This is a genomic window from Rhodoplanes roseus, from assembly GCF_003258865.1.
GTDB lineage: Bacteria > Pseudomonadota > Alphaproteobacteria > Rhizobiales > Xanthobacteraceae > Rhodoplanes > Rhodoplanes roseus.
This window is the reverse complement of sequence record NZ_NPEX01000027.1, coordinates 18522-38352: the sequence shown is the minus strand read 5'-3', so window position 1 is coordinate 38352 and position 19831 is coordinate 18522. Positions and strand designations below refer to the sequence as shown.

The window sequence follows — 19831 nt, the reverse complement described above, 5'->3', positions numbered from 1 at the left end:
ACTGTCAGCGGGCAGTAGGATCCGACGGTCGCTGCCCCCCGTGATGGCCGAGGGGCTTCAGCGTAGCGGCGTGGGCCGGAACGAGCCGCGCGTGCAGCGCACCTGACACCGCAAGCCATTCGCGAGACGAGATGCTGCAGATCGATAAAACGCCGCGATCATCGGAACGCATCCCGGCGAAGCTCGCGCCTTCGGTCGGGGCGCAGTTGCTTGCGCTTCTCGCGATGCTCCGGCGGCAGATTTCGCTCGTTCTGATCGTGGTTGCCTGTACGACCGGGCTCGGCCTCGCCTACCTGATGGCGACGCCGGCGCAGTACACCGCGACCGGCACGATGATCATCGACACGCGCAAGGTTCAGCTGTTCCAGCAACAGTCCGGACTCGGCGATATCGCGGTCGACGCCGGAACGGTCGAGACCCAGGTCCAGATTCTCAAGTCCGAGAACATCAGTCTCGCGGTGATAAAGGAACTGCGATTGACCGACGATCCGGAGTTCGTCGGGCGCGGTGGTGGGCTGTTCGGAACCGTGGCAGGAGCTGTTGCGGATCTGCTCGGAAACACCGCCACCGTAAGATCGGACTACGAGCTGACGCGCCGCGCACTCGAGAGGTTCGAGCAGGAACGTACGGTCAGGCGCGTGGGCCTGACCTATGCCATGGAGATTTCGTTCCGATCCCACAGTCCCGACAAGGCGGCCGCTCTCGTGAATGCGATCGCCGATGCCTACGTCGTCGATCAGCTCGAGGCCAAGTACCAGGCGACCCGCCGCGCCAGTCTCTGGTTGCAGGATCGGATCAAGGAGCTCCGTACGCAGGCCTCCGCGGCGGAACGCGCCGTGATCGAATACAAGGAAAAGAACAACATCGTCGATACGGGGGGCCGGTTGATCACCGAGCAGCAGCTCGCGGAGGTGAACAGCCAGCTCATCCTCGCCAGGGCGGCCACGGCCGAGGCGAAGGCCCGGCTCGATCGGATCAACGATATCCTCAGGCAGGAGATTCCGAACGAATCCGTCGCCGATGCGCTGAAGAACGAGACGATCATCAAGCTCCGCGGCCAATACGTGGATCTGGCGGCGCGCGAGGCGAACTGGTCCGAGAAGTACGGGCGCAACCACCTCGCGGCGGTGAGCCTGCGCAACCAGATGCAGGAGATTCGGCGCAACATCAGTCAGGAGCTGCAGCGGATCCAGCAGGCTTACCAGAGCGATTACGATATCGCACGAGCTCGCGAGGACAGCATCAAAGGCAGCCTCGCCAACGTCGTATCGGAAACGCAGACGACCAATCAGGCGCAGGTACAGCTGCGAGAGTTGGAGAGCAACGCCCAGACCTACCGTTCCATGTACGACAACTTTCTCCAGCGCTACATGGAGGCGGTTCAGCAGCAGTCCTTCCCGATCTCGGAGGCGCGGCTGATCAGTCCGGCGGCGCGACCTATGGAAAAGAGCAACCCGCGCACCGGTTTCGTCCTCGCGGTTGCGATGGTCGGAGGGCTCGTGCTCGGCCTGGGCATCGGCTACATGCGCGAGGTCGGTGACGGTGTCTTCAGGACGAGCGGGCAGGTCGAGGATGTTCTCGCGACCAATTGCATCACCGTGCTGCCGCGGGTCGGAGCCGGGCCGAGCAAGCCCGCCGCTCCCTCCGCGCCGAGCGAGGGCCGGCACGCGGGCATCGCGACGAACGCGAGCATCACGACCAAGGAGCGATTGCTCTCTCACGTGGTCGAGGAGCCGTTCTCGGCCTTCGCGGAGGGTATCCGATCATTGAAGGTTGCGATGGACCTCAACGGGATGGTCAGCGCGAACCGCGTCATCGGGATCACATCGACCGTGCCGGCGGAAGGGAAGTCGGTCGTGGCGTCAAATCTCGCGCAGCTGATCGGGCATGCCGGTGGGCGTGTCGTCTTGATCGACGGTGATTTGCGCAATCCGTCGCTGACGCGTGCGCTCGCCCCCGGTGCGGTGCCGGGCGTCGTCGAGGTGATCGGTGGCAAGATCTCGTTGGCCGATGCGCTGATGTCCGATCCTGTGACACAGCTGGCGTTCCTACCGGCCGGGGCGACGTCGAAGCTCCTCCACACCAACGAGGTTCTCGCATCCCCGGCGATGAGGGCCCTGATCGACGGGCTGCGCGAGAGCTACGACTACGTCATCATGGACTTTCCGCCGCTCGCGCCCGTGGTCGACGTCAGGGCGACGACGGCACTGGTCGACTCCTATGTCTATGTCGTGGAGTGGGGCCGGACGCGGATCGACGCTGTCGAGCACAACCTGTCGGGAGCCCCCGCCGTGTACGAGAGGTTGCTCGGGGTCGTTCTCAACAAGGCCAATGTCGCCGCGATGCGCGGGTACCCGTACTATCACGGGTCCTACCATTCGGGCCAATACGGCCGTTATGGATACGGCCGCTAGTGCTGGCTGGCACGATGCCCCGCGTTTCAGTGATCGTCTGCAAATCGTTCCTCCTGCTCTTGTCGGCGATGGCTCTGGTCTGGTCCGGCACCATGCTGGCGTCCGGGCGCCTGTCCACGGACCTCGATGCCGTGGCACAGAAGATTCTGCGGGGAGAGTCGTTTCGTTCCGACAATCTCGATGCGCTGGAGCCGCGGATCATCGGGGTCGAGGCCGACCCGTTCGCTCGCCCGGCGAGCTTGCGAAGTGCAGCCATCATTACACTGCACCGCGCTGAAGTCGCCATCGCAGAGGGACGCCGGATCGCCATCGACGAACGGCTCGATCAGCTCGGGCGGCTGCTCGGTCGCGCGCTCCAGACGTCTCCGACGGATTCGTATCTTTGGCTCGCACTGTTCTGGTACCGCAACAATGCACACGGCTACGATCCGGCGAATGTCGCTCTCCTGGCTCGATCTTACGACCTCGGGCCGGCAGAGGGATGGATCGGCGTGCGGAGGGTCCGTCTGGCGTTGCCGATCCTGTCGCACCTGCCGGCGCCGCTGCAGGAGCGGGTGGTGAAGGAGTTCGCGTTTCTGGTGAACGCGCAATTCCCCGAGATGCCCGGTGTGCTGGTGGGGGCCGGCTGGGCCGAGCGAGAGAAGCTCCTGGCACGATTGGCGACCGTGAAAGACGAAAGCCGAAGGACATTCGCGCGCTCTCTCGGCGCGATGGGGTACATTTTGGATGTACCGAATCTGGCTCCGGTGGAGGATCGCCCGTGGACGCGGTGAAGAGGCGACGTGGCCGCTGCTTGCTGTGGGGACTCGGACTTCTATGCGCCGCCATCGTCGACGACGCCTCGGCTCAGCTCACTCCGGCGGCTCGTCCCCGGGTCATTGCGGAGAGCAGCGGCGTGGTCAGCAGGGATGCGATGGGCCGGGCCTGCCTGGATGTCGAGACGATCGCGCGGGGACGCGTCGCGAATCCGGCGCTGTTCGACCATGTCATCAGCTTCGAGAACCGGTGCCTGAAACCGATCAAGGTGCAAGTCTGCGTCTACAAGACCGCTGATCAGTGCACGTCCCTCGAAATTCCGGGCATGAAGCGGAAGGATGCCGTGCTCGGCGTCGGCAGCGGCTCCCAGATCATCCGCTATACGATATCGGAGCGGCGTTGAAGCCGCTCGCGCCACGAAGTCGACGGGACCGGGTTCGCTGAGCCGGGTTGCCGGCGTAAACGGTCCACGGCTCCAGATCCCGGAAGGCGACGCCACGCGCGCCGAGGACCGCCCCAGGCCCGACCCTCACACCCGGACCGACGAACGCCTCGGCCGCGATCCAGGCCCTTTCGCCGATCGTGATGGGCCTGGTGACGAGCTGGAAATCCGGATCGGATATGTCGTGGGTTCCGGTGCAGAGATGCGCCCCCTGTGATACAATGGCATAGTCCTGCACCGTGATGACGCCTTGCGAATAGCAGATCACGCGCGGCCCGATGACGGCTTTACGGCCGATCACGAGATGCGGCGGATACCAGATGCGGGCGGAGCCGTATATCCTGGCGCCGTCGGCCACGTGGGCGCCGAACAGCCGCAGGATCAGTCGTCGCCATCCGTGCAGCGGCGCCGGCGTCCAGCGTGCGAGCAGCAGCCACGCCGCAGCCCAAATCGCACGAAACAGGCGGTTGCGGAGGCTGAAGCTGGGACCGCCCTCCATGGGCTTGCTCTCGGACGCGGCGAGGGGCACTCGGGTGGGAACGACTGGCATCTCAGCGCGGCTCCAGCACGACGTCGCCGGACAGGTAGTTGAAATTTCCGGGCATTGCGAAACGACTTATCGGGATCGGAAGCGCGGCTGTCATCGACGGTGATCCGTGTCTGCGCAACTCGACCGCGACGTCGCCTTGCGAGAGCGGAACAGAAACGAGTCCAGGCCCGGTCGGCACGACGACATCATGTGTCTTCGCGCCGATCCTGATGCTCAGCTCTGCCGGCGCGGTGAGAAACGTCGCGAGGTGCACGGCGTCGGTCAGCGTTTCCACGTGGCTCGGCCGGCCGCGCCTCTCCGGCGTGAAGTCGATGACGCCTTCCGCAGTCTTCGGGTGAGGCCGATAGAAGTAGAAGAGTTCGTCGCGGGCAATGGTCGGGGGGCGACCGGACTTGAACCATTCCATATAGTATCGGCTCGCGCGCAGATAGGCGCCGTGATCCGGAAGACGTTGCCACGCGGGGTGGTCGCGCCACACGGTGACGAGGGGCCGATCGAAGGGCCGAAGGTAGGTCGCCTCGTTCCAGTCGTTCCAGGTGACGAGCTGAACCCACGGCGTCCCGGATTCGATGGCCGCCATCCAGAGCTGGCTCATGCCGGCGAAGCCGGAGCTCTCGAACACCCGAGCATTGGTGGCGAGCCCTCGATAGAACGGCGAGATTCCGGCCATATGGATTTGATTGCGTCGCACGAGGAGACTCGTGACCGCCCGAAGCTCCGCGGCGAGCTCGTCGTAAGGGCGGCCGGCTCCGAACGTGAACAGCCCTGCCAGCGACGGCGCCTCGCGCAGGATCCGCCGCCGCGCCGCCAATTCGGAGCCGCAACCCAGCACGCGTCGGACGATGCCGCAACCTCCGGTCAGGATGTCGGGGACCAGGCGGACGGGGATGCCGCGACGGCCGAGCCCCGCCGTGAATGCCTCCGCCCACGAGGGGCTGAGACCGAATCCCGAGACGACGAGGTCACCTCCGGCGCGCAACGAGCTCGGATGGGCTGCGTAGAGGGATGCGATCTCGATCGCCTCAGCGGCATCCATCTGGTCGAACGACAGGAGCAGGTGAAATTCGGGGAAGGACGTCGCGGCTTCGAAGAGGCGTGCGATGATCCGCTGGTAGTGCGGCTCGGCCCGATATGCACCGAAGTTGACGGAGAACCCGTCGATGCCGGCCGAAGCGGCCATGGCGATCTCGGCCGAAAGGTCCGTGACGCTGGCGTCAGGACCCGCGAACGGACAGCAGGCCATGTAATGCGCCAGCACGAGGCGGCGTGGGGCCTCGCCGGCATGAGCAGACGATCCGGCCCCGACCCAGAGCAGGGTGACGGCGAGGAGCGTCTGCAGCCATCCGGGCACGGTCATGCGACAGGGCCGACGGTGCGGGAGAAGTAGAGCGATTCAGGATCGAGGCGCTTCGCACTGATCGCGGGAACGCCGGAATAGAGGGTGAAGCTTTCGGCCTCGTGGCTGGCCAGAACCGATCCGGCGGCGAGCACGCTCCGCTCGGGAAGCACGGCTCCCTTCAGCACGACGCAGCGCGTTCCAACGAAGCTGTAGCGACCGATTCTCACGGGGCCCGAACGTTGGCGATTGGTTTTGAAATCTATCGAATGCGTCAGAATCTGCGTTCCCCAACCGGCCAGGGTCGCGAACGAGCCGATTTCCACCCGGTCGGTACAGTCGATCAGATGTGAATTGGTGATCGCGGCATGATCGTCGACCACGAGTGCGGCGACGCGGTCCGGCTGGTCGGCGAACGGGCCCGATGACGCCGGAAGCACCCCAGCGATCTTGTTCAGATTGCCGATGATCGCGTGTTCCCCGAGTTCCAGGGTGTCGAGATTGCGGACGAGCGTGAGATGCCCGATCCGGCTGAACGGGCCGAGCCGCACACTCCTGGCCGACACGAGGGAGAAGCCGATAGACGCGCCGTGGGCGATGTCGAATCCGAGCACTCGCACCAGGACATGCCGTCGCAGACCCCACGGGAGTGCCCATGACACGACCTGCAGCAGGAGGGCGGCAGTCGATCGGCTGTTCATCGCGACAGCCGTGTCATCCGTGGGCCGACGGCACCGTGGCGCCCGGAGAGGAGACGCGACAGGAACCAGCAGAGGAGAATGGGGGTGAGGAACGACAGCGGAAACTGCACGAGGGAGATGAGGACGCCGTCGCGATACCACATCAGCGACAAGGGGATCGTCAGGAGGTAACACAGCGTTCCGAACGTCGACTCGATGTTCGCCACGAAGGCCCGATAAAGTCCGCCCCAGAAGAGACCGCCGAGCAGGCACCACACGATCACGCCGGCATAGCCGAGTGACTGCCAGCCTTCCCCGACCACCGAGAACGTGATTCCGATCGGGAAGCCGTAGTTGTTGAGGTTGTAAAAGCTGATCGGTGACCCGGCGGGCTTCTCCGGCCACAGTGCGCGCGGGATCGGCGCGGTGACGATCTCGAGGCTGTTCGAGAAGTAGTTGAACGTCTTCGTCTGGCTCGGAACGATATTGACGATGTACTCGACGAACTCCAGGTTCGCGAAGTCCAGGCCGTCGAAGAAATACGTACGCTGACCCGTGACTGCCTCACGCGTCGGCTGTCCGGAAATCCAATCGGCGATAAGGCTGCGGTTCTCGGACAGGGCGCTGAACAGGAAAACGCCTGCGAGTCCGGTGGCGACCATCCAGGTCTTCATCCAGGTTCTGCGCTGGTCGAACAGATAGAGCAGCGTGATCGCGATGCTCATCATCACGAAGCTGTGCCGCATCCAGCCGATCGTCAGCCGCAGGCTGACGAACATCAGAAACGGAACGAACGCGACGAGGCGGAACCGGTAAGCCCAGGCGATCGCGACGCCCAGAGAGCCGAGCATCAAGTTCGCATCGACGATGTAGGCGGACGTGTCGGTGTAGATGGTCCGGAGCGTCAGCGTATCACGTACCATGTTGCGAAGATCGTATCCGCTGAAGTTGATGCTCAGCGCGTAACGCACCGAGACGACGATCAGCGGCGAGACCAGGAACAGGGTCAGGATCAGCAGTGGTCCACGACGGTCTTGAGTGGCGATGACCTCGGGTTCGAGGAACCGCATCGGGATATTCCCGATCCACATGGCGCCGGCGAAAAAGCTCGCCAGGCCCAGGTTGGCGATGAACAACGTGATGTGTTTCACCTCGGCCGCCGGCCAGAACCGGTAGAGCTCGTAGACGCTGTTCAGCTCCTGATAATACTGGAAGAGCGGTCGGACCACGAAGACGAGCCCATGAAACAGAAGATAGTAGGCGAGCGGGTGGAATACGGACGCGCAGCGGCTGTTCAGGAAGAGGCCGCACAAGAACAGCCAGAAGAGGACCGAGAACAGCAGGTGAAGGTCATACACGGGAGGCGATCTCCGCGACACGAGCCCGGTAGGCACCGTATGTGTAGTACGGCACGGACATCACGGCCGCGGCTCGTTGCTGCTGCAGAACCAACGGATTCTCGATGACGGTCATGACACAGCGCATCAGGTCCTCCTCGCCGAGCGCATTCATGAGCAGCGGCGAATCGTCCGGCAGGACGACGGCTGCGTTCCTGGACTGAATGATCCCGAGCCCCATGGCGAGAGCCTCGTAGAGCACGAGGCCGGCGCCTTCGAAGTAGCTCGGGAAGATCAGGCAATCCGCTTCGGACATGAAGCGCGCCACGTCCGGTCGCGCGACGGTGGCATGGTGCTCCACGCGATCGGCAAACCGCGCGAAGGTTTCGCTCGGGATCTGCAACTCGCCCAGGATCGTCAGTGTCGCTGCGGACTTCGGGATCCTCGCGAAGACGTTCAAGAGCAGGTGTATCCCCTTTCGCGGCCCCGCCAATCCCGTGAACAGGAAACGGATCGGGCGATGATGGTGCGAAGGCGCCGGGCGCGCCGGTGGGAAGAACATGTCGTCGAAGCAGTAGGGCAGGACAGTGACTTTCGTCGAGTCGACCGGGACGTTGGCCGGATCCTGCAGCGTCGCCGCACAATAGGCCGAGCCGACCAGGATGAGGTCGGCGAGTGCGTGCTCCGCATCGGCGCGGTCGATGACGGCCTGGCCGATCCTCCACTCCGGCGACAGAAAGAACGACGGGTAGTCGGCATACACAGGCTCCATGACCCGATTGTAGGTCGCGGGATGGCCGATCGTTCGGTCCAGGATCGTCTTCACGCCGGCGTCCTTCGCGGCGCGAAACACCTCTAGCGAGGACAGGTCGTAGCCCCAGACGGCCCTCACCGGTTCTCGAGCGAGGAGACGGCCGACCGGCCTCGCGAAGCCGCTGTTGCTGCGGGCGTGGAACCAGGCGGCGAGCGAACGGAGCCGGGCCCGCGCCGCGATGCGCATCGCCCATTCGGATCCGTTGTGGGTCTTCACCAAACGAGGATCGAGGCCGGGGTGATGAAACCGACGCAGCTCCGCTTCGATGTGGCGTCGGAGCCCGTTCGGGAGCAGCGGAACGAAACTGTAAGGAAAACGATCTTTCATCCAGAAGATGGACGTCGCGTACCATCCGAGGTCCGCCGCGTCCTGCAGCGCCCGGGCGGTCTGCCAGGAGTGCTGGGTGCCCGGATGGAAGACACCGATAGGGCGCTTGGGCGTTGCGGCGACCTCGAGGGGCGAGGGGATCTCCATCCCCATGGCGTCACGCATGCCGGCGGCTCGCACAGATCATGTCGCGGACGCGATCCGGGCCGGGGCCCGGATCGCCCCTAGGCCGCTTCGCAGGCCCGCGTGGCAGACGCCCGCCAGACACATCACCTCGGAGGCCAGAATGGTGGCGGCAATACCGTCCAGCCCGAAGCAGCTGGCCGCCGGAGCTGCGGCGGCGACGGACACGATGGCGCTCGCGATCAGCACCCGCGCGAATCCGAGGTGGGCGTTCACGGAGAGCAGCAGATTCGCGGCGAAGTGCCACAGCCCATGAACGAACATGGCGGCGGCCATCAACCCGACGAAATCCGCACCGGGAACGACGCGCCCCCCAGTCCAGGCGCCGACGAAGGTTCCGCCGAGCAGCGCGAATGCGATCGACCCGGGCAACATGAACACGACAACGATGCCGCCGTTGATCGCGAGAATCTTACGGAGTGCCGTCGAATCGTGGCGCGCCGCAGCCGTCGCGAATTCCGGCATGGTGGCGCGATTCATGGCTCCCGTGATCTGGATGGCCACACGGCTCGCGGTGCGCACCGGCTCGAGAACCGCCACGGCGAGCGGCGACAGCAGGGCCCCCGTGACGAGAGTCATTCCTTGGATGTTCACGGCAAAAGCGGTCGGGAATGCCGTCGTCGCGATCGCGGCCGGCAACATGCGACGGAGCTCGGAGACCGACGCGCGGGCGAGGCCGATGCGAAGCTCCGGCACGCGACGCGCGAGCAGAAGAGCTAACATCAGCACGATGGCACTGCGGCATAGCAGGAGGACCACCGCGCAGCCGAAGAAGCCGAGGCCCCACGCGGCGGCCGCCAGCATCGCCATGCTTTCGCAGCACGAGCCGATCTCGTACACGACGGTCGACGAGGCGTAGAAGCCGCTGGACCGGAGCGCCGTGAGCACGAGCCGGGAGATCACCGCCGCAGCGGCGTAGCCGACCAGGACGAACATCACCGGCCCGTGGAGCGCGACCCAGCCGGGCACGAGCGGGAGGTGAGCGGCGAAGAGCAGCGGGACGGCGAGAAGAACGGCGGCGGTCGATACGATCGCGGTCAGCAGCAGGACCGACTGGAATGCGGAAACGGCGCGATCCCGGTCGTGCCGCGCATTGGCCGCGATCATCTCCGCCATCGCGACGCTACCGAAGCCGAGATCGCTGAGGGCGAACCAGGTCGGGATCGTCGCCAGCATCAGCCATGTCCCGAACCGCTCCGGACCCCAGACGGTCGTCAGGATCGGGATCGTCGCCAGCTGAGCGGCGCCGGTCAGCCCGACGCCGACGATGTTCGCCGCAGCATTGCCGAAGGTGCGCCGCCGGAGGCTCATGTCGGTCGCCTGCAGAGCTTCTCCGTCCTCGCCCCGATCATCGGGCAGCGAAGATCATGACGTGCGACGCGCCGCGATAGAGGTCGAAGCCGGCGCATCGGGTCGTGTTCATGTAGCTCAGCTCCGGGAATTTCGTCGCGAGCTGATCCGCGACGTCGAACGCGGTGAAGCTGTAGAACACGCCGTCGCCGCGACTCGTCTTGTACATGCGGCCGCGAGTCTGCAGCCATACGGCGGATGTCCAGAGCCCGAGCCGCTTGAGTCCCCATTTGATGTAGCGGCCGGACGGCGTTCCCTCTCCGATGTTGTTGCTGTCGGAGATCATGACGCCACGGCGAGCGACCCGGACCATCTCGGCAACGGCGGCACGGGGCTGCCTCAAGTGGTGCAGCACCCCGGTCTCGACCACAAAGTCGAAAGAATCGTCCGGAAAGTCGAGTCGCATCGCGTCCCCGTCGATGAGCGTGTCGCGGCACAGTCCACCACGGTAGCCGATCTCGCGGAGCTCGCGGACCGGCTCGATACCGACGATTCGAGCGGTCGGCCACCAGTCGCGCATGATCCGGACGGCGCGCCCGGTTCCGGCGCCGACATCGAGAACACTCTCGACCGGTCCCATCCGATCGGCGAGCCCGCAGAATGCGGCGAGTGCCTTCGCGTGCTCGTCGCCGGGCGCGACGTGCATCGTCTCGTAGAGCTCGGCCGTCTCCGCGTAGTAGAGGCGCTGAGCCTCGATCTCGTCACGCATCACGCCTCGATCGGACCGCCCGCGCCTCGCGTCCCGACGCTGTTCTCCGCCGACCGCCGCAGGTTGGAAAATAACATGGACCTCGAAACATGATATGATATTGACGGACCGTGTACAACACTGCGCCGGCGGACGGCGAGCGCGATCCGGTGATGCCTGCGACCGCAGGTGACTTTGCGATCTCGATCCGCTCGGTAGAGGCTCCAAGGCATCGATTTTCGGAGATGAAGGTCCGCCGCTCCTCCGTGCTCTCGTTGATTGCGCCCTTTGCCCCCCCGTTGACCGGGCAGACCGCCTATTCGGCGCATCTTCGTGGCGTGCTGGAGCCTCACGGCTTCGAGACGATGGCCGTCCCGGGGCGCGACGCTCGCGACGGGCTGCGCGGCTACGTCCGCAAGGCTGTGGCGTCGTTCGGTGTGCTGCGCCGGTTGCTCTTCGGGGCGCCGCGCGAGACCGTCGTCCTGGTGCTGGACGGAGGAGTGGGTCTCGTTCTCGATCTGCTCTACGTCCTGTGCGCCCGGGTGCGAGGAACGCGAGCCATCGCACTGTCGCATCATTCGTTCGCCTATGTGACCAGACGAAGCTTCTGGTTGTGGTCGCTTCTTCGCGTGGCGCCGCGAGATACGACCATTCACCTCTTCCTCTGCGAGCAGATGCGGGCGCAATTCGTCCTGCGGTACGGCCCGGTTCGCAGCCGGGTCCTGTCGAACGCCGCCGCCGTCGTCACGACGCCTGTTCCGGCGGCTCGGGACGGTGTCTTCCGGCTCGGTTACCTCAGCAACATCACGTTCGAGAAGGGCATCGAGGCCTATTTCGATCTCGTGGAGGCATTGGTCGCACGCGGCGTCGATGTCCGCGGCTGCATCGCGGGGCCTGCCGGTTCGGATGCGGTCGCGACCTTTCTGGCCCAGCGGATCGCCTGCAGCGGCGGCCGTGTGAGCTGGCTCGGGCCGCTCTACGGAGCCGAAAAGGATCGGTTCCTGTCCAGCATCTCGGTGCTGGTCTTCCCGACCGACTACGTCAACGAGGCACAACCGATCGTTCTCTTCGAGGCCCTTGCGCACGGCGTACCGGTCGTGACCATCGGCCGGGGCTGCATTCGCGGCGACATGGAAGGATCCGGGTCCCTGGTCGCCGGTTCCGCGTCGATGTTCCTGGAGGAGGCGGTGCCGTTCGTTCAATCGCTCGCGGAGCGGTATCGCCGAGGTGAAACCGGGACGGTCGCATCCCTCGCCACCGCGCGTTATCTCCAGGCCCGTGTCGCCTCGCAGGCGGCCGAAGCCGCTCTGATCGCCGAACTCTCGGCATCCGCCGCTCGCGAGCGCGGCCGCCGTTCGATGGCGTGAGCAGGGCGGCTGTCGTCTGCGCGCCCCGCTGCCCGGCCACCGGTCGCGTCCCGTCGATCAGGCGCGAGGGCCTCTCGTCGCGGCGAGCCGGAACGGTTGATGGATGATGCTGGTAATGATACTAACGTCATAACAACGCTACGTGCGATGTCGGGTATCGAGTGCCGCCCGGACTTCTCGGTGACGGCCTGGCCGAAGGATGGTACGTGCTCGAGGATCGTAACGTGAGGGCCAAGGGGCCGGTCATCCGCCGGCTGATGCGTTCACCGGGCCCGGCTTTCCATCGACGCTTGTGCTGATCCGATGCGCATCCTGGTCTGCGGCATCAATTACGCGCCCGATCTGATCGGTGTACCCAAGTACAACACCGAGCTGTGCGAGACCCTCGTCGATCTCGGTCACGAGGTTCGGATCGTCACCGCCCCCCCGTATTACCCGGCCTGGCATACACCGCCGGAGCACCGGACATGGTTCCACCGCCGCGAGACGAAGCGCGGCGTGCGGATCGTTCGCTCTCCGATCTACGTGCCGGCGCGCCCCTCCGGGGCCAAGCGCCTCGTTCATCACGGCTCCTTTGCTGCGTCGAGCGCCGTCCCGCTTTTGACGACGGCGATGTCCTGGCGTCCCGGCATCGTGCTCGCCGTGGCGCCGTCGCTGCTGTCGGCGCCGGTGGCCGCGTTGGCGGCTCGGCTCTCCGGCGCAACCTCTTGGCTTCACCTGCAGGATCTCGAGATCGACGCCGCCTTCGGCCTGGGCCTTCTGGAAGACGGCCGCTTGAGGAAGCTGATGCTCGCGGTGGAGCGTCGCATTCTGGGTGCATTCGATAGGGTCTCGACGATTTCGCCCCAGATGATCGCGAGGCTGGAGCAAAAGGGTGTCGCCCGGCACCGCCTCTACGAGCTCCGCAACTGGGTCGATGTCGAGGCGATCCGGCCGGGCAGCCGGGAAACGGCGCTCAGGTCCGAGCTCGGGCTGACGCCCACCGACATCGTCGCGCTCTATTCCGGAGCGATGTCGCACAAGCAGGGCCTCGACCTCATCGTCCAGGCGGCTGCTTCGCTGCGCGACACCGATGTGCGCGTATGCTTCGTGCTGTGTGGAAACGGGCCGCACCGGGACGAGCTCCAGCGCCTGGCGCAGGGCCTCGATAACGTCCGCTTCCTGGATCTTCAGCCGACCGGCCGATTGGCCGAGCTCCTCAACACGGCGGATATCCACCTGATGCCGCAGCGTCCGGAGGCGGCGGATCTCGTCCTGCCCTCGAAGCTCTCTGGAATGCTAGCCTCGGGTCGACCGATCGTGGTGATGGCGGACCGCGGGACCGGGATCGCGTGCGAGGCCGAAGGGGCTGGGCTCGTGATCAGGCCCGGTCGAGCCGACGACCTCGCCGACGCCGTCATGCGCCTCGCGGGTGATGCCGATCTCCGCGCCTCGCTGGGCGCGGGAGCGCGGCGCTGCGCCGAGCAGCGCTGGGATCGCGGCGCGATCCTGTCCGCACTCGACCATGCGTTCTCGACGCTGGATCGGTCCGCGCCGATCGGCCCGGACGGGTCGGAAGGCTTGGGCGCTGCATCCGGCTACACGCCCGATCGGTGACCCGGAACGGGCTTCCGTCCGATCAGAAGCCGTCCGGTACGTCCGCCGGACCGGGGGTCGTGGCGCTTCGTCCATGGCGCTCGCGCGGCGGCCACGCCAGCGCCGAGTAGGGAACCGGGTCGAGCGAAAGAACCGGGTTGTAGAACGGATCGGCCGCCAGAACCTCGCCCCACCGTGAGCGTAGCATCCTCAGCTCGCGCTCGTAGCGCGCGGCACGGTCCGGGCGGTCGTCGCGGCCGCGGCTCGCCGACTCGCGGTGCAGGAGCCGCGCGTGCGGTGTCAGGACCACGCGCCGGCCACGGGCCCGCAGCTTCAGGCAATAGTCGACGTCGTTGAAGTTGACCGGAAAGAACACCTCGTCGAGTCCGCCGACCGCAATCCAATCGGCACGCCGGGTCAAAAGGCAGGCCGCCGTGACGGCACTGCATTCGTGCGCCACCTGCAGAAGGTCCGCGTAGCCGGAGTCCTCCTCGGTCCGGTCCGTGAAGGCGTGGGCTGCTCGAAAGCCCGGTCCCAGCACGACGCCGCCGTGTTGCACGACGCCGCTCGGCCATACCAGCAGCGCACCGACGGCACCGACACCGGGATCGGCGAGGCGCGACAGCATCTCGGGAAGCCAGTCCTGATCCCGCGCCTCGATGTCATTGTTGAGGAGGCAGATTTGCGTGCTCGTGCTCGCCGCCACGGCCAAGTTGTTGAGGCGTGCGTAGTTGAACGGTCCTGGCGCGTGCAGGACGGAGACGCGTCGCGAGGAGAGGTTGGACAGGTATCGGACGGCTTCGGGATCGCTCGAGTCGTTGTCGACCACGAGGATACGGCCGTTCGCACCTGCGACTGCGTCCTCGATCGATTCAATGCAGCGGCGCAGCAGATCGTGGCGGTCACGCGTCGGAATCACCACCGTCACGTCCGAGGCCTCGACCTTGCGCACGACATGCACGCTGGGAAACAGTCGCCCTGCCGAGGCCGTCACCTCGGCCCTGATACCTCGTGCACGCAGATGCGCATCGGTCGCCGCGACGAGAGCGCGCGGCGAGACGGGCGGGAGCATCGGGAGCGTTCCGGCCGTCCCCGGAAGGTGCACGATCTCGTCGGCCGGGGTCGCGGGGTCGTCCAGCACACTGTTGAACAGCCTGAACAACGTGTCTGCGCCGGCAGCCGCTGCCCGTGCGGCGCGGCCGTGGTCGACGGCGAACAGATACGCACCGCCGCCTTGCTCCAGCATGCGCTCGTAATCGAAGGCCGAGAGCGCCAGCGGCCACGGCGAGCCGTCGCGGCTCGCCAGATCGAAGTCGCAGTATACGGCCGGCGTCGCGGGGGCGCCGCAGAACACGGCGGCGATGCGGGCCAGTGCTGTCGGGGCGAGCTCGGTTCCGGCGAGGACGAAGACGACGTGGCTGGCTTCTCGCGCATCCGCCGACAGAAAGTCGCGCAACGCCGCGGCCTCGAACGCGACCGCCTCGTCCTCGGCCGGGAGCGCTGCCGCGATCCAGTTCGGATGGGTCTGGTCGCCCAGGCCGGCCAGCGTGTCCTCGACTGATCCAGGGCCGACCATCACGACCGCGAGCTGGATCGCCACCGGCGCCGGTGGTTCGAGCGGGAAGCGCTCGAGCCACTCCGGATAGGCGCTCATCGGCAGCGACGCCGGGACCAGACGGTCGAACATCTCGCCGCGGAGGCGTTCGCTGTCGAGTGCCGTCAATCCATCCATAGTCCGGGCGAGCCCATCGGGAAACGCCACGAAGGCCAGGGGGCATTCCGGAAAATCGACACCGTCCGGACCCGTGACGACCAGGCGATGAACGGCGCCATCGGCGAACCGTTCCGGTACATGAAACTGGAACGCCCGCACCGGCCGTCGATCGTTCGGAGCCGCACTCGACTGAGCCCAGCCAGTGGCCGTGACCGTGGTGATCGGCTCTCCGTCGACCTCGACGAACACCTCGAACGCGTCCTCCGCGTTGGGGGCGATCCAGCCCGAGAAGCGCAAGCCGCCGAGCCAGCGTACGGTGCCGGCTCCCGTGACATTCGCGCTCGAACGGTGGGACGCGCGGACGGCGATCGGATCACCGATGCGGATGTCGAGATTGGCGATTCGGGCTTCGACCATGCCGGCATCGGCCAGGAGCGTCGTGGCCGGCGCGAAGACGAAGCCGAAGCAGCCGTCTCCCACTTCGCGCGCGACCGGATCATCGACCGGAATGTCGGCACGCATCGAGCTCACAGCGATGCCGTCGATCACAAGCTCGACCACGAAACGACGTGACGGATCCGAGCGGTCCAGAACATAGCCGGAGAACAGCCGTTCGTCCGTTCTGGCGAACCAGCCCTTGACGGGGGTCGGATCCGGCTCGCTTCGTTGTTTCGCGAGGGGCGTCGTCACCGGACCATCCACGCGCGGAGGAGCGCGACCATCTGCGGCTCACCGAGCCGCGGATCGATCAGGAGATCACCGTCCCGGCTCTCCGTTGTTCCGAAGGACCAGTCGAGCCGTGCGACGGGACGAGCGGCGGCGAGAGTGCCCTCGACCAGCGGGTGGCCGAACAGTGGCTCGCCCAGCCCGGTCAGCAGATGGGACAGTCCATAGGCGACGACCAGCGCATCGAGTTCGTCGGGATCCACCCGGCCGCTGACGAAGACGTTTCCGGAACGCAGGAGACAGGCATCGTCGAGCGTCCAGCCGAGCACGACCAATTCGGTGGCGGGCCGGTCACGCCGGAGCTCGGCCGCGATGGCTCGGATCATGCGGAGCTCGGCAGCGTTGCCGCGGACCGCCACCACGCCGAGGCGCTGCACCGTCGTCGCGTCGGGCCGGAACGCCGCCGTGGCAGGGCGGGGAGGGTCGGTCCACGGCTCCAGCTCCGCCTGGCGGCCGGGTGTGATCCGGCGTGCGAACTGCAAGGCTTCTTCGCACGGCGCGATGACCCGGTCGGCCCGTTCCGCGACCTCGCGCCACGTCTGGACCCACCGCGCGCTCCCGATCGTGTCCGTCCCGACCTGCGATCCCTCCCGCACCCACGGCGTGAACTCTGGACGAAAGGCGATGCCGGGCGGACAGGCCAGCCCGGCATCGGCGATCACGAGGTGGAGCGGGGCTGCGAGAGCGCGGAACAGCTCCAGAAGCTCGGGGGTGACGGCGCGCGGGTCCACGATCTCGATTCGGGCCGGCGAAACGTGGCGCAGCACCGCCTCGAGAGCGGCGCGGTCGTCCGCCGTATCGATCCCGAACCGCAGGGACTGCGGTGCTCCGCCGACCGGATCCGACATCGTCACGGTCGTCTCGCCGCGGGCCGTTCCGACCGTGAGGAGCAGGACGGGTGTGTCGCCGTGCGAAATCCGACGGCCCCGTGCATGCGCGACTGCGCCGATCGCGCCGCCACCACGGACGATCAGAACCGGATGGTTCGCCTCGAGCGCGGCCAGCTCGATCGCGGCGCGGGCCGCCCGAAGCGGATCGGCCTCGACATAGGCGAGGCACTCGGTGCGATAGGACGGGAAGCGCGTGTCGAGAATGTCGAGGTTGCGGAGGACGAGCGAGCGCTTCTCCTCGCGGAACGAGCGCGATCCGGCGTGACCCACATAGACCGAGGCCGCACAGACATTACGGAAGCCGAGCGCGCGGGCGCGCAGGCAGAAGTCCACATCCTCGAGATAGCCGCGATGGAAGCGATCGTGCAGCGGGCCGACGGCCGAGGCGCAGGCCGCCGTGATATAGAGGCAGAAACCGATCCCGCTCGGCACGTCGACGACGGCGCCGAGATTCACGTCCGCCGCGAGCTCGTCGAGGCGGATGATCTCGTCCGTGCGTGGGAGTGGGTTGACCTCGTTCGGGGTGGGAAAGCTCGCGAACTCGCCATTGTTCGAGAGCGGCATCACGGTGCCGATATCCGGCGCCGCATAGGCCGCGGCTGCGAGCCGGTCCAGGAAGCCGGGCGGCACGATCGTGTCGGCATTGAGCAGCACGACGTCCTCGTCATCGACACGGGCGAGCGCGCGGTTCACGGCACCAACGAATCCGAGATTGTGCTGGTTGATCAGAAGCTCGAGCGACGGCGTGCCGGCCAGGGATTGGAGATGGCGGTGGATCCGCCGATCGGGACTGGCGTCGTTCACCACGATCGCGCGGACCGGGCCTCCGAGCTCGGGCAGGAGATGGTGAAGGCAGAGGCGCGTCGCTTCGAAGTCCTGATAGACCGGGACGATCACGGCCGTGGGGCGCAGCTCGCCGGCAAACACGCGGACGCCCGGTGCCGGTGCGGCCGGGACGGCCGGGGCGGTGCGGGACCGTTTGACGGCCTTGGTCGCGGCGCCTCGCACCGCATGGATCGTCTCGCCGTCGAGCGCGAGCACCACGCTCTGGGGACCGGATGAGGGCTCTCGGGGAATGTCGAATGCCGCGACGCGGGTTTCGGCGTCGCTCAGCCGGTTGAAGGGGTCGGCCGGGACCACCGTCACGGTGCGATCGCCGGTGTCGCCGTGAACCGCGATCTCGAGCGTCGCATCACTCCGCCAAGCGGCCCAGCCGCGGATCACGTCGTCGAGGACCACCACAGTCGCGAACGACGTTTCGCCCATCGACCAGACGATAGCCAGGGCTTTGCGGAGGACGTCGACATCGTCGTCGTTCGCCAGCAGAGCGCGGGCTGCCTTGTGCTGCTCCGCCCCGGCGCTCCAGGCCAGCATGCGGCGGCACGCCGCGATGTTCTCGGGTGCGATGTCCAGCGCGCGCCTGCAGTCCTCCAGCGCCCACTCTACGAGCCCGAGACGGAAGGCCGCCTCTGCGCGAAGCAGGTAGCTGTGGGCCTGTGGCGCCGGCGCGATCCTGCAGCGGCGGTCCGAGAATGCGAAGGCGCGCGCATCGTCGCCGGCCGACAACGCCCGGGCAGCGAGCAGCTCGAGGGCCCTGGGGTGCGGTTCGTCGAATAGGGTCGGATTTCGCAGCATTCCTCCATCCTGGGTGGGTCCGGACAAGGCGTGGGCGTATGGGGTGCGGCCGGCATGCTGTTCTCGCTACGCCGCGTGGGCCTTGCATCGGCCGGCCGGATCAGGACTGCCTGGCCGGACTCCGGAACACGCGCACCCGTCCGCTCGGCCGGGCGATCGGCTCTGCGGTCGCCGCGAGCGTCGGCCGGGACGTGGCGAGGACCGGAACCTTGGCGACCGGCGGCGGCTCGCTCAGCTCGACCCTCAATCCGACCATCGGTTCCCGGCCCGTGGATCCCGAGAGGACCACGCGTTTTCCGCTGGTGCGCATCGGCGCAGAACCGAGAAACAGCGCCTCGACCGACAGCTCGAGATTGTCGCTGCCGCCATCGATCTCCAGTATGACTCCGCTCACCGGAAGGGCGCGGCCGCGCGTGCCGGCGAAGCGTCCGCACGGCGTCATCTTGCTCTGCCCGGGCTGCGATCCGCGAGGGCCCGTGAACTTCACCGCATAGCGGAGCTCGACGCCCTTCGGCTTGTTGGGCCATTCGATCGCGATACCCTCGATTCGGGACGGCGCCCGCGGACCCGCCACCCACTCGTTCGGGCCCACCGCGACATCGCCGATGCCGGCCACATGGCCGAGCAGCTGAAAGCCGTCGAAGACACGGGGGTCGTCCGTCGCTCTGGTCGTCGCGGCCTGCCGGTCCGGTTCGCCCTGCGATATCTTCTCGAGCTTGACGCGCGCCGCGACGGAGCCGCCCGGACGGGAAGGCACCACCTCCACGTCGACGCGGCCGGGCTTCTGCGCCCGGATCACGAGGCTCGATCCGGGCTGCCAGAGCACCGGCCCATCGGCGTCCGGCTCGAGCAGGACTTCGGGACCCGCAGTTTCGGCGTGCACCCGAACACTGGGCGGCCGACCTTGGTCGTCAGCGCTCTCGTAGCGAAGGAGAAACACTCCGCGCCCGATGTCGACCGGCTTTCTCTGGCCCTTCACGACCGCCATGGCAGCCCATTCCCCCTACGACACTAGAGTTGTGCAGCTCCGAAACGCGACTTGCGGCC

General features: G+C 66.7%; 15 protein-coding genes. 5 read left to right on the top strand and 10 right to left on the bottom strand.

Annotation, left to right across the window (positions count from 1 at the left end):
- Nucleotides 1–131: 131 nt before the first annotated feature.
- From CH341_RS06310 to CH341_RS33605, 3 genes are read left to right on the top strand one after another with little or no spacing between them, the layout of a single operon-like run.
- Nucleotides 132–2414, top strand: a complete 2283-nt coding sequence (locus CH341_RS06310) for a Wzz/FepE/Etk N-terminal domain-containing protein (protein ID WP_111418183.1) — start codon at nt 132–134, stop codon at nt 2412–2414.
- Nucleotides 2414–3187: a hypothetical protein gene (locus CH341_RS06305; protein WP_111418182.1), complete on the top strand. Its 774-nt coding sequence runs from the start codon at nt 2414–2416 to the stop codon at nt 3185–3187. The genes CH341_RS06310 and CH341_RS06305 overlap by 1 nt, the downstream gene beginning before the upstream one ends.
- Nucleotides 3175–3573 carry a hypothetical protein gene (locus CH341_RS33605; RefSeq protein WP_146604393.1) on the top strand — a complete coding sequence of 133 codons (399 nt, stop codon included), beginning with the start codon at nt 3175–3177 and terminating at the stop codon, nt 3571–3573. The genes CH341_RS06305 and CH341_RS33605 overlap by 13 nt, the downstream gene beginning before the upstream one ends.
- Here CH341_RS33605 and CH341_RS06295 read toward each other — a convergent pair.
- From CH341_RS06295 to CH341_RS06265, 7 genes are read right to left on the bottom strand one after another with little or no spacing between them, the layout of a single operon-like run.
- Nucleotides 3542–4111 carry an LbetaH domain-containing protein gene (locus tag CH341_RS06295; RefSeq protein ID WP_245430907.1) on the bottom strand — a complete coding sequence of 190 codons (570 nt, stop codon included), beginning with the start codon at nt 4109–4111 and terminating at the stop codon, nt 3542–3544. The two genes, CH341_RS33605 and CH341_RS06295, sit on opposite strands and share 32 nt — an antisense overlap.
- A gap of 52 nt (nt 4112–4163) precedes the next feature.
- Nucleotides 4164–5519 carry an endo-1,3-alpha-glucanase family glycosylhydrolase gene (locus tag CH341_RS06290; RefSeq protein WP_111418179.1) on the bottom strand — a complete coding sequence of 452 codons (1356 nt, stop codon included), beginning with the start codon at nt 5517–5519 and terminating at the stop codon, nt 4164–4166.
- A complete protein-coding gene (locus CH341_RS06285) occupies nt 5516–6199 on the bottom strand; it encodes an acyltransferase (protein WP_146604392.1) in 684 nt (227 codons plus the stop codon). Before CH341_RS06285 ends, CH341_RS06290 begins: the two co-directional genes overlap by 4 nt.
- A complete protein-coding gene (locus CH341_RS06280; RefSeq protein ID WP_111418177.1) occupies nt 6196–7536 on the bottom strand; it encodes a hypothetical protein in 1341 nt (446 codons plus the stop codon). The genes CH341_RS06285 and CH341_RS06280 overlap by 4 nt, the downstream gene beginning before the upstream one ends.
- A complete protein-coding gene (locus tag CH341_RS06275; RefSeq protein WP_111418176.1) occupies nt 7529–8821 on the bottom strand; it encodes a glycosyltransferase family 4 protein in 1293 nt (430 codons plus the stop codon). The genes CH341_RS06280 and CH341_RS06275 overlap by 8 nt, the downstream gene beginning before the upstream one ends.
- 18 nt (nt 8822–8839) lie before the next feature.
- A complete protein-coding gene (locus CH341_RS06270) occupies nt 8840–10150 on the bottom strand; it encodes a lipopolysaccharide biosynthesis protein (protein ID WP_111418175.1) in 1311 nt (436 codons plus the stop codon).
- 37 nt (nt 10151–10187) lie between these two features.
- Nucleotides 10188–10898 carry a class I SAM-dependent methyltransferase gene (locus tag CH341_RS06265; protein ID WP_111418174.1) on the bottom strand — a complete coding sequence of 237 codons (711 nt, stop codon included), beginning with the start codon at nt 10896–10898 and terminating at the stop codon, nt 10188–10190.
- Between the two features lie 110 nt (nt 10899–11008).
- Here CH341_RS06265 and CH341_RS06260 point away from each other — a divergent pair, with 110 nt between their 5' ends.
- Together CH341_RS06260 and CH341_RS06255 are read left to right on the top strand one after the other, a co-directional pair.
- On the top strand, nt 11009–12244 hold the full coding sequence (locus CH341_RS06260) for a glycosyltransferase family 4 protein (protein WP_111418173.1): 1236 nt from the start codon (nt 11009–11011) through the stop codon (nt 12242–12244).
- A gap of 303 nt (nt 12245–12547) precedes the next feature.
- Nucleotides 12548–13840, top strand: coding sequence for a WcaI family glycosyltransferase (locus tag CH341_RS06255; RefSeq protein WP_111418172.1), 1293 nt, complete (start codon nt 12548–12550; stop codon nt 13838–13840).
- A gap of 22 nt (nt 13841–13862) precedes the next feature.
- Here the strand turns inward: CH341_RS06255 and CH341_RS06250 are convergent, their stop codons facing one another.
- From CH341_RS06250 to CH341_RS06240, 3 genes are all read right to left on the bottom strand, one after another.
- Nucleotides 13863–16223, bottom strand: a complete 2361-nt coding sequence (locus CH341_RS06250; protein ID WP_111418171.1) for a glycosyltransferase family 2 protein — start codon at nt 16221–16223, stop codon at nt 13863–13865.
- On the bottom strand, nt 16220–18784 hold the full coding sequence (locus CH341_RS06245; RefSeq protein ID WP_111418170.1) for a glycosyltransferase: 2565 nt from the start codon (nt 18782–18784) through the stop codon (nt 16220–16222). Before CH341_RS06245 ends, CH341_RS06250 begins: the two co-directional genes overlap by 4 nt.
- Before the next feature lie 100 nt (nt 18785–18884).
- Nucleotides 18885–19772 carry a hypothetical protein gene (locus CH341_RS06240; RefSeq protein WP_111418169.1) on the bottom strand — a complete coding sequence of 296 codons (888 nt, stop codon included), beginning with the start codon at nt 19770–19772 and terminating at the stop codon, nt 18885–18887.
- Nucleotides 19773–19831: the final 59 nt, after the last annotated feature.

Excerpts from the sequence above, each read along its gene's own strand:
- CH341_RS06310 (WP_111418183.1), top strand. The coding sequence starts at position 132 with ATGCTGCAGATCGATAAAACGCCGCGATCATCGGAACGCATCCCGGCG.
- CH341_RS06255 (WP_111418172.1), top strand. The coding sequence starts at position 12,548 with ATGCGCATCCTGGTCTGCGGCATCAATTACGCGCCCGATCTGATCGGT.
- CH341_RS06290 (WP_111418179.1), bottom strand. The coding sequence starts at position 5,519 with ATGACCGTGCCCGGATGGCTGCAGACGCTCCTCGCCGTCACCCTGCTC.
- CH341_RS06275 (WP_111418176.1), bottom strand. The coding sequence starts at position 8,821 with ATGCGTGACGCCATGGGGATGGAGATCCCCTCGCCCCTCGAGGTCGCC.
- CH341_RS06285 (WP_146604392.1), bottom strand. The coding sequence starts at position 6,199 with ATGAACAGCCGATCGACTGCCGCCCTCCTGCTGCAGGTCGTGTCATGG.
- CH341_RS06245 (WP_111418170.1), bottom strand. The coding sequence starts at position 18,784 with ATGCTGCGAAATCCGACCCTATTCGACGAACCGCACCCCAGGGCCCTC.
- CH341_RS06240 (WP_111418169.1), bottom strand. The coding sequence starts at position 19,772 with ATGGCGGTCGTGAAGGGCCAGAGAAAGCCGGTCGACATCGGGCGCGGA.
- CH341_RS06265 (WP_111418174.1), bottom strand. The coding sequence starts at position 10,898 with ATGCGTGACGAGATCGAGGCTCAGCGCCTCTACTACGCGGAGACGGCC.
- CH341_RS06295 (WP_245430907.1), bottom strand. The coding sequence starts at position 4,111 with ATGGAGGGCGGTCCCAGCTTCAGCCTCCGCAACCGCCTGTTTCGTGCG.
- CH341_RS06270 (WP_111418175.1), bottom strand. The coding sequence starts at position 10,150 with ATGAGCCTCCGGCGGCGCACCTTCGGCAATGCTGCGGCGAACATCGTC.